The organism is Treponema sp. UBA3813, from assembly GCA_002368605.1.
Classification (GTDB): domain Bacteria; phylum Spirochaetota; class Spirochaetia; order Treponematales; family Treponemataceae; genus Treponema_D.
Genome location: DFEB01000075.1, coordinates 1 through 10,144 on the forward strand (window position 1 = coordinate 1; position 10,144 = coordinate 10,144).

Annotated in this window: 9 protein-coding genes; 6 read left to right on the forward strand and 3 right to left on the reverse strand. The window is 43.8% G+C overall.

All coding sequences use genetic code 11. The features are described 5' to 3' along the window. On the forward strand, positions 1-1,158 hold a 1,158-nt coding region (locus B2089_RS11225; protein WP_296687338.1), incomplete at its 5' end, for a diaminopimelate decarboxylase. A 170-nt stretch (positions 1,159-1,328) separates the two neighbouring features. On the opposite strand, the gene B2089_RS11230 is transcribed toward B2089_RS11225, so the two are convergent. Both B2089_RS11230 and B2089_RS11235 read right to left on the reverse strand, forming a co-directional pair. Then, positions 1,329-2,441, reverse strand: coding sequence for a 30S ribosomal protein S1 (locus B2089_RS11230; protein ID WP_296320278.1), 1,113 nt, complete (start codon positions 2,439-2,441; stop codon positions 1,329-1,331). Between the two features lie 28 nt (positions 2,442-2,469). Further along, positions 2,470-3,036 (reverse strand): histidine phosphatase family protein, encoded by a 567-nt coding sequence (locus tag B2089_RS11235; RefSeq protein ID WP_296320275.1) that lies wholly within the window; start codon positions 3,034-3,036, stop codon positions 2,470-2,472. Positions 3,037-3,224: 188 nt separating this feature from the next. Here B2089_RS11235 and B2089_RS11240 point away from each other — a divergent pair, with 188 nt between their 5' ends. Further along, complete coding sequence (locus B2089_RS11240; protein ID WP_296320272.1) at positions 3,225-4,436, forward strand: hypothetical protein; 1,212 nt, start codon at positions 3,225-3,227, stop codon at positions 4,434-4,436. Here B2089_RS11240 and nudC read toward each other — a convergent pair whose 3' ends face one another. Then, complete coding sequence (gene nudC, locus B2089_RS11245) at positions 4,437-5,276, reverse strand: NAD(+) diphosphatase (protein WP_296320270.1); 840 nt, start codon at positions 5,274-5,276, stop codon at positions 4,437-4,439. A 69-nt stretch (positions 5,277-5,345) separates the two neighbouring features. Here nudC and purE point away from each other — a divergent pair, with 69 nt between their 5' ends. The 4 genes from purE (at position 5,346) to purN (ending at position 10,038) form a co-directional block, all read left to right on the forward strand. Continuing rightward, positions 5,346-5,843, forward strand: a complete 498-nt coding sequence (purE, locus tag B2089_RS11250; protein ID WP_296320267.1) for a 5-(carboxyamino)imidazole ribonucleotide mutase — start codon at positions 5,346-5,348, stop codon at positions 5,841-5,843. An 87-nt stretch (positions 5,844-5,930) separates the two neighbouring features. Next, positions 5,931-7,025, forward strand: a complete 1,095-nt coding sequence (gene purM / locus B2089_RS11255; protein WP_296320264.1) for a phosphoribosylformylglycinamidine cyclo-ligase — start codon at positions 5,931-5,933, stop codon at positions 7,023-7,025. A gap of 27 nt (positions 7,026-7,052) precedes the next feature. Beyond that, the gene (locus tag B2089_RS11260) at positions 7,053-9,398 is read left to right on the forward strand and encodes an adenylate/guanylate cyclase domain-containing protein (RefSeq protein WP_296320261.1); all 2,346 of its coding nucleotides are present in this window, start codon (positions 7,053-7,055) and stop codon (positions 9,396-9,398) included. A gap of 7 nt (positions 9,399-9,405) precedes the next feature. Next, positions 9,406-10,038, forward strand: a complete 633-nt coding sequence (gene purN, locus B2089_RS11265) for a phosphoribosylglycinamide formyltransferase (protein WP_296320258.1) — start codon at positions 9,406-9,408, stop codon at positions 10,036-10,038. Positions 10,039-10,144 lie beyond the last annotated feature (106 nt).

The following is a 10,144-nucleotide window of genomic DNA, read 5'->3' on the forward strand; positions in this document are numbered from 1 at the left end:
ACCAAGGCTTTTTCTATTTTCCCGGCTTTCCGCGAGTATTATGCCGTAAAGGCCTGCCCCAACCCATATATATTGAAGGTTCTTGCAAGCGAGGGCTGCGGCGCGGACTGCTCAAGCCTTCCAGAGCTCATGCTTTCTTCAATGAGCGGAATTAAGGCCAAGCATGTCATGTTCACTTCAAACGAAACTCCTGCCAGCGAGTATAAATACGCCTTTGCTAACGGAAACATCATCAACCTTGACGACATCACCCACATTCCTTTCTTAAAAGAAGCCTTGGGCGGAAAGTTGCCTGACACAATCTGCTTCCGCTACAATCCGGGGCCTCTGAAGCACGGATGCAATTCCATCATCGGAAAGCCTGAGGAAGCGAAATACGGCCTTACCAGGGAACAGATGTTCGAAGCCTACAAAATCTGCAAGGAAGAGGGGGTAAAGCACTTCGGCCTTCACACAATGGTAGCCTCAAACGAGCTGAATCCAAACTTCTTTGTTGATACGGCAAAACTTGTCTTTGAGCTTGCGGCGGAAGTAAAGGAAAAACTTGGCGTGCGAATCGAATTCGTGGACTTGGGCGGCGGACTTGGAATTCCTTACAAGCCTGACCAGAAGCCTGTGGATTACGATGAGGTTGCCCGTGGAATCCGCGCTGAGTATGACCGCGTTGTAGTTCCCGCAGGCCTTGATCCCCTTGAAATTTACTGGGAATGTGGCCGCCCGATTACAGGCCCTTACGGCTGGCTCGTTGCAAAGGCGATTCACGAAAAGCACATTTACCGGGAGTACATTGGCCTTGATTCCTGCATGGCAGACTTGATGCGACCGGGCATGTACGGCGCCTACCACGAAGTCACCGTCTCAGGCAAAGAAAACGCTCCAAAAGACCATGTTTACGATGTGGTGGGAAGTTTGTGCGAAAACTGCGATAAATTCGCCGTCCAGCGGGAACTGCCAAAAATCGACATGGGCGACCTGGTGATTATCCATGACGCAGGCGCTCACGGCCGGGCAATGGGCTTTAACTACAACGGAAAATTGCGCTGCGGCGAGCTTTTGCTCCGGGAAGACGGCTCTGTAAAAGAAATCCGCCGCCGGGAAACAATCGACGACCTTTTCAGCACCCTGGACTTGGGCGGGCTGGATGAGTTTAAAGTGTAATTAGACGCGGATTAACGCAGATGCACATACGAAAACACGCGTTTTGTGCTGCCGCGTAAGCGGCAAACGTATATAGTTACAGGCACAAAACGCGTGTAGCAGGCTAGCCTGCAGTTTCGATAAGCCGTTATCACGACTGGGAGCCGTTTTTTTTGCTCTATCTAGTTGATTTATTTCTTCAAAAGCGCTGCGAAAGGATTGTATGTGTCGCCGTCGTCGGAAGAGTCCTGCTTTTTCAGGTAGTCTGCGGCATCGTCTTCCTCTTCGTCGCTTTCACCTGCAGGGGCAAGGCTGATTCGCTTTTCTTGGGCGTCGATTTTCTGAACGACCACTTCCATTGCGTCGCCGACCTTGAATTTCTTGCTCAGGTTGGTCTTGTCGTTCACGTCGCGGAGAAGGCTTACATGCACGAGACCGTCAATTCCCGGCTTCAAGTTTACGAACAAGCCGAAAGCCGCGATTCGCTGGATTTTTCCCGTGAATTTGTCGCCGACATTTATAGAAGAAACTTCGTCCCAGGGGTCTTTTTCAAGCTCTTTCATGCTTAAAGAGACTTTTGAGCGGTCAGGCTTGGCTGTGTTCCATTCAGCCTTGATGATTTTGGCTTCAATTTCCTGACCTTCGCTCAAAACATCAGAAACATCATTTATTCGAGCATGAGAAATTTCTGAAATTGGGAGCAGGGCCTGGAATCCGTTCAAATCGATGAAGGCACCGTAGCTCTGGATTGACTTGACCTTTCCCTTGACCACCGAGCCCACCGTGAGTTTTTCTGAAAGAGAGTTGACTTTTGAAACCTCGGCTTCTTCCTCCACCTTGCGGTTAGAGACGATGATGTTCTTTCCCTCGTTCTTGAATTCCGTGATGATGAAAGTCATGCTGCGGCCCACATACTCGGCCGGTTCAAGGCGGTTTTTGTAGCCCATCTGGCTGTATGGACAGAATGCTCTGGCCGTGCCGATTTTGACCTCAAATCCGCCCTTGATTTCTTTTTCGACATGACCTTCAACCGGAAGGCCTGAGTTGAATGCGCTTTCAAGAACGTTCGTGTCGGCATTTTCGCCCTTCAAGCGGGTGGTGAAGTGCAGCTCATCCCGGTTTGATGAGACAAAGTAGACTTTGATTTTGTCTCCTTCTTTTACGGTGCAGTTTCCGTCAGCGTCGATGAATTCTGCCTTATCGACAAAACCCTCGCTCTTCAATCCCAAATCAATAAAAACCGTGTCAGAGGAAATCTGAACGACCGTAGTCTCAACTTCCTGCCCGATTTCAAATCCTTTCATTTTTAACTCCTTTTCTTGTTATTTTATTCTAAAACTCATATTCCAGCAATTGGCAGTTCGTGATTCCGAAGGCGCCGAATTCTTCGTTGGTCATGTCGCAGAAATAGGAATTCACCACGCGGGAAAGTCCGTTGTGGGCCACCAGGAGAAATGTCTTTCCCGTGCGTTTGGTTTCTTCCGTGAGCTTGTCCAGCAGATTGTAGATTCTCTGGGCTGTTTTCATGTAAGACTCGCCGCCCAAATCCCGGCCGTAAGACATGGCGAATGTCGTGAGGGAGGCGCGGAATTCAGGAGTTTCCCGGTTCGTGTCCTCGTAAATGCCGAAATTCCTCTCGATTAAAAGAGGCTCTTCCTCCGCCGGAATTCCCGTAATCTCTGAAATGTGAAGGGCTGTGTTTTTTGCCCTGGAGAGAGGAGAATAGAAGATTTTATCGATTTTTACTTCGCCCCTTTCGATTTTTGCTTTGATTTCATTTCCAAGCTTGATTGCCTGCTCGTGGCCGTTTTCGGTGAGGGCAACTTCCCGCGCTCCGCAGACCAGCTTTTTTGTGTTGGTGAAAGTCTCGCCGTGGCGGGTAAAATAGATTTTAGACATGAGAAGATTATATAGAATATTAGAGAAAAATGGAACGATTTTCGGAAAAATCACAAAAACGGCATGAAATGCGAAAAAGGGCAAAAAGTTACAAAAAACAGTTGACAAAGGTTAAAAAAATGCATAAATTGTTTTCACTTAGAGAGTAGTTAGTGTTAGCTAACTTATATTTTAAAAAGGTGGTCTTTATGAAAAAGATTATTTCAATTTTGGTCGCATTTGCAAGTACATTCTCTCTTGCATTTGCAGAGGGAACGGAAATTTCTTTCTCTAATAAAATTTATGAGGAGGACTATGTTCTTGAGCATACTGACAAAAAGTATGATGATGAGGGAGAATCAAAAACAGAAAAAGATTTTCCTGGCATTAAAGAGAAGATGAGTGTGGAGCTTACCTCTGAGCAGGTTGATGCAATGGTTGCCGCAATAGTAACTGTTGATGATTATGATGAGCAGCATTTTGGTGTTCAGGGTGAAGTTGATGATTGGTACATTGAATTCCGACCAATTCATCCAGTTACTTTCGGAATGCATACGAGTATTTATGCAGATGGTTCTTATCTTCCTATTTATGATGATAATATTGCTACAGGTGATATTGGAAGCTCTGGTTTCACTGTAACATTCCGGCCGACGGTTCTTAAAGATGCTCTTCGACTTTCTTTCTCTGCTCCTTTTGACTTTGACGGCGACACATCTACAGGCAAAATTAACTGGTTTAACGGAAGCAAAGACCATACGAATGCTGAGACAGGAGATCCCGATCCGGAGCAGGAAAAATTTGATTTCCGTCTTGGTGCGATTTACAATCATGACTATTTCAACTTAGGTGTTTCAATTCAGGATGTTGCCGATGATGACGAGAGACAGATTGGCGTCTATTTGGCTTTGCCTACATTGCTTGGTGCTTCCGAGAATCTTACTATTGGCGGTGGTTTTGCAACAGCAGAGAGTGAAGGTGGAGTGGCTGCATTTGATGATCTTACCTTCTATGGCGGAATCTCTTATAAAAAACTTGTCAACGGTTTCCTGACTTATGAAACTGACGCTTTTAGCTTTAAGGCTGAGGCATTGTACAATTTTGGCGAGAATTTTGGTTTTGATGATGACGATGAAGTTTTTTATCTTTGGGATTTCTACTCGGCAGCATCTGTTTCATTTAAGCTCGCTGAGAAACTCACGGCTTCTTTGACTGGTAAGGTCATGATTGACTTGAAGAAAAATGCTGACTTTGCTGCTCTTATTGGAAAAGATGAAAAAGCCGCAAATGTTTATGCTGCTGCATTCGCACTTGACTTTGACATTAACGAACGCAACACTGTTGGTGCAGAATTTGATATTGATACATTCGATGGAAACTGGGCAGTTGCAGTCCCTGTTTACTGGGAGTATCATTTCTAATCAATCAAATTCACCGTTAATTAAATTGTGAGCTACGCTGCCCGGTCCTGGTACTTTGGGCAGCTTTTCTCTTTTAAACCACTGGGCGTCTTTTAACTCGTCTTCTTGAATCGTGATTTCGCCGCTTTCGTATTCGGCACGAAAAGCCAGCATGAGCTGGTCTGGAAAAGGCCATGCTTGACTTCCCACATAGCGGATATTTTTGACTTTAAGGCCTGTTTCTTCAAGGACTTCACGCTTTACGGCATTTTCAATTGTTTCGCCCATTTCAACAAAGCCCGCGATGCAGGAATACATGCCGTCGCCCCGATTTTTGTGCTGGGCAAGTAGAATTTCGTCCCCTTTGCTCACCAGAGTGATGATTGCAGGTTCCAGTTGCGGGAAATATTGCTTTCCGCAGTGAATGCAGGTGCGGGCTGTGAAATATTCATCGTCTTTGAGTGGAGCGCCACATTTCGCGCAGAATCTCTTGTCGTTCTTGAAATTGAGTAAACCGCGGGCTCTGGCTGCCAGCCCCGCCAATTCTGCCCCGGAGATTTTTTTTGTTTCGTCAGTGAAGCTTACATAATCGTCAATCCGTTCAATTCTTCTCATTTTGTGGAAAAATTCACGAAGGGGAATGTCTGTGCATCCGGCTGGATTCGGCGTGTCTTTTTCGAGAAGCATTGCGGAGTAGCCGTACTCCATTTCGGCAAACCAGTCCTCTGCGACGTTCATCTCAAGGCATTTGCGTACAACGCTCTCATCGGGCAAGGAATCCCCCTGCAAAAGAATTGAATTCTCACGGAAAATAAAGTGAATCTCACAAAAAACATTCATCTGGTTAGAAATCATCGGCATAATTAAAGTATAAGTCTGAAATCTTGAAAAAGCAAAGAAAAATGTGCTATTCTTTCCCACGAGGTAAATATGAAAGTCGCAATTTTTTTCGGTTCAAAATCAGACACTGAGACAATGAAAAAGGCAGCCGATGTTCTTAAAGAATTCGGCGTTGATTATAAGGCATACATTCTTTCGGCTCACCGTGCCGGCGCTCTCCTGCATGAGACTGTCAAACAGGTGGAGCAGGACGGCTGTGAGGTGATTATCGCGGGAGCTGGCTTGGCGGCGGCTCTTCCCGGCGTGATTGCGGGGGATACGACTCTTCCTGTAATCGGCGTTCCCCTGGAGTGCGTAAATCCAGGAAAATCAAACGGCTTGGGCGGCATGGATGCACTTCTTTCTATTGTACAGATGCCACCTCAGATTCCGGTGGCTACTGTCGGAATCAACTCTTCAAAAAACGCGGCATACCTGGCCCTTCAGATTCTCTCAATCAAATATCCTGAGATCAAAGAAAAACTCCAAGCCTTCCGCAAAAAGCTGGCCGACGACGCAAAGGCATCTGGCCTTGATGTAGAGTTGTAATGCTCTGTAATTCACTTGTTATCGGTGGATAAATTTTTATATATTCACTATAATCAACACATATTAAAATTCCTTTTGGAGAATAAAATGGCAACTGTCAATTACAAAGATTCTGGCGTTGATGTTGAAGAAGGTTACAATGCCGTCAACGAATACAAAGTTCATGCAAAACGCACTCGCATTCCGGGCTTGCTCAGCGATTTGGGAAGTTTCAACGGAATGTTTGAAATTCCCAAAGGCTTAAAAAATCCTGTCATGGTCTCAGGCACTGACGGTGTCGGAACAAAACTCGACATCGCTTTCCAAATGGGCAAATACGACACGGTTGGCATCGACTGTGTTGCCATGAGCGTAAATGACATCCTCTGTTCAGGCGTTCAGACATCTTTCTTCCTTGACTATGTCGCATGCGGCAAACTTGACGCAAAAGTTGCTGGCGAGCTTGTCAAAGGCGTTGCCGATGGTTGTGTTGACACAGGTTGCGCCCTCCTCGGTGGTGAAACAGCTGAAATGCCTGGTTTTTACGATGAAGGCAAATATGATTTAGCTGGTTTTGGTGTAGGCGTCGGCGAAAAAGAAAACATGATTACAGGTCAGAAGATTGAGGCGGGTGATGTCCTTGTCGGTCTTTCTTCAACTGGCTGCCACTCAAACGGCTATTCTCTCGTCCGCAAACTTGTCAAAGACTTCAGCGAACCTTTCGCTGGCAAGACAATCGGCGAAGTTCTCCTCACTCCAACCCGCATTTATGTCCGTCCTGTAATGGATGTCCTCTCTGCATTCGGCGAGAGCGTTCACGGCATGGTTCACATCACAGGCGGCGGTTTCTATGAAAATGTTCCGCGCATGTACGCAAAGGGCAAAAATCTTGTTTCTGTAATCAAAAAAGATTCATGGCCAAAACCTGCAATTTTTGAAGAGCTTATCAGGCGCGGTGCTGATGCAGAGGGTGTTTGGGGCACATTTAACATGGGAATCGGCTTCATTCTCGCTGTAAAGGCAAGCGCTGCAGACGCAATCATTGCCCGCTTCAACGAAAAGGCAGCTTCTTTCCAGACCGAGCCTTACGAAAAAGCCGGGGCTTCTCCTCTCAAAGCCTACAAAATCGGCTATGTCGAAAAATCCGAAAAAGACTTGGGTGAAGACCTTAAAGGCAGCCACGAAGCTACACGGCTTATATAAGCCTCAAAAACTTCCGACAATCAAAGCATGAAAAAAGTTTTTTCTATACTTTCTCTTATTTTGGCTGTCGGAGTTTCTTCTCTGTTTCTTTTTACTTCCGCCGACAAGCATTTGTTTTCTTTTTTGCAAAAATACATGGCGGAAAAACCTTCTCCTGTTCCTCTTGTCCTTGTTTCTGTCGATGAATCATCTGTAAAGGAAAATAAATCGCCTTTTTTGCCAGCGGCTTCTGTTGAAAAATGCAATTCTCGTGTTCGGGAATTGGGGGCAGTTGCTTTTTCTTATGATTCAGGTTTTAAAAGTCGATTTGTAAAAATTGATTCGCTTGTTGAAAAAAAAGAAATTAAGCCTCAAAACGAAAAGTCTTTTTTTAATATAAAAATTGTCTTTTCTGGTAAAAATCATTCTCCTCTTGACCGAACGACACCAGAGCTTTCATACGATTTGCTTCCTCTCGGATATCCCGAAAATTCTGTGTCAGATGTTTTTTTAGCGGGAAATATTCCGTTGGAAAACGATTTTCCCTTAAAAAAAAGACAACTGCTTGTTAAAAAAGATGGATTGTATTATGCCGATATGATTTTTTCAGATATTTTTGAAAGTCTTGGTGTTTCATGTCTTGGTGTCAGCTCCTCTGAGATAGTCTTAAAAAATCCTTCTTTTCCGAACGGCCTTTCGCCTGATTCGATATCTATTCCCCGTTCGGGTGACGGTTCGGTGATTTTAAAATTTCCTCCCACTTCATGGCAGGATTTTAAGACGGTCTCTTTTTCTGAAATCCTTGGCTATTCTCGTCTTGAGGACAGGTTTTATTCTTATTTAAAAATAATGGCAGAAAGAGGTTTGTTTGGTGAGTTGAATTCTGAAAGTCCCCTGTCTGTGTATGAATCCTCTCTTGCTGTCGAAAAAGATTTTGTCCGCGACTATAATCAGCAAAAAAAACTAAAAGAAAAATTTTTCCATCTTATGAATGCCTATTTGAACGGAAATCAAGAGCAAATATTAAGTGAGGCTACAGGTGATGAAGGTAAGCGGGCTATTATCAAGAATTCCTTCACGACCTGCCGGAAATTATTTTCAGAACTTTCCGATACCCGCGAAAATCTTTCAAAAGTATTGGATGGCGCTTTTTGCGTGCTTGCGATTACTGCCGATTCATTTGCTGATTTTGAACCTTCTCCTTTTGACGAGCGATTTCCTGTCTCATTGGAGCCAGTGATTCTTGCCAATATGATTTTTTCTGAAGATTTTGTCTCGGAACTTCCTTCGTTTTTTTCACTTTTAATTTCCTTGCCGGCTTGTTTTCTCTTTCTTCTCATTGCCTACCGGATAAAAAGAAGAAGTTCTATTCTGCTCCTTTCCTTCTTTGTCTTTGTTCTTCTTTTGTCCGCACTTTTATTTTCTGCCGTTTGTCTCCGTGTTTTTCTTGCTTTCTTCGCTCCTTTAAGCTCCATTCTGATTCTTTCGATAATATTTTCGATTTTTATTTTTACTGAGAATTCGCACACTCGAAGGAATTTGACAAGCCTTTTTTCAGGTTTAATTGCCAAAAAAAATGTAAAGAAAATAATGTCTGCTCCGTCCTCGATTTTTTCGGAAAGCCAAAAAAATGAAGCGACTGTGCTTGCGACCTCAATCCGCTCTTTCTCTGAAATCCGTACGCTTTTGAATGATAATCAGCTGCTTTCCCTTATGAATCATTATTTTGACTTTGTGTTTGCGGAAATTATTGCTTTAGGTGGAGTGATTGAGTCTTATCGTGATGATAAAATAGTCGCCTTCTTTGGCCCGCCTATTTCTGATGAAGAGCATTGTTCCCATGCTGTTAGTGCGGCCCTTGCTCTTAAGAAATGTGATGAACGAATAAACGAAGAGATAAGGACATATCCGCTTTCTCCAAAAATTGATGGCATGAGTGACGACTTGTACACGGCTTTTTTTATTTTGGAGCATAACAAAAAGATGATTGCAAGTCAGTCCGGCTTGTATTCAGGTTTCCTTGTTACGGCTTGTTCTGGCGGGATGGGAAAGTTGCTTTTTAAAATTATAGATGATTCATGGGAAAAAGCTGGAAAAATTCGGGATACTTATAAAAAAACGGGAAATTCCGGAGTTCTTCTGAATGAAGCTGCCTTTGATTTTATAAAATATGATTATATTACGAGGAGATTGGGCGATTCTTTTGAGATTCTTGGTGATATGAAGGATGATGATGAAAGGCTCTGGAATTATGCAAAATATTGGAACCAGGCTATTGATTTATACGAACATGGTGAAAAGGAAAAAGCTCTGGCCGTCTTTAAAAAGCTTTCCGAAGGCCGTCCTTCTGACAAAGTTGCGAAGTATTTTATAAATTTGATAAATGGGGTATAATAGGAGAATGAAAATTGCTGTTTTAGTGAGTGGCGGCGGCACGAATTTGCAGGCCCTGATTGATTACGAAAAAGAACATTCTGATTGTCCTTATAATATTGCGCTTGTCGTTTCAAACACAAAGAATGCTTATGCGCTTGAGCGTGCAAAAAAGGCGGGAATTCCTGCTGAAATTCGAAGTCCTTTCTCTGTTCTCGGAAAAGAAAAAGCGGAGAGTGCGAGCCGTGACGAAAAAAGAATTGCCATCAGTGATGCGATTTTGGACTTATGTCACATGAATAAAATCGAAGCCATTGTTCTTGCCGGCTATCTGTCGGTTTTGGGTGGCAATATTATCGAAGAATATTCCGGAAGAATCATAAATTTGCATCCAGCACTTTTGCCAAAGTTTGGCGGTGTCGGAATGTGGGGGCACAATGTTCATGAAGCCGTGCTTGCCGCTGGCGAAAAAGAGAGCGGTTGTACGGTTCATTTGGTTGATTCTGGCTGTGACACGGGCAAAATCCTTGTTCAAAAAAAAGTTCCTGTTTTACCTGATGATACTCCTGATTCCCTTTATGAGCGAATCGCACCCCATGAGCACGAGGCAATGATTGAAGGAGTTTGTCTTCTTGCTGAAATTTTAAAATCTGGCCGATAATATAATGTTGGACATAAAAAAGAAAAATCCTATATTATTAAAATAATCTTTCTTTTTTACTTGACTTTGAAAATCTAACGGTTAAAATAGATAGTATGAGTGATTA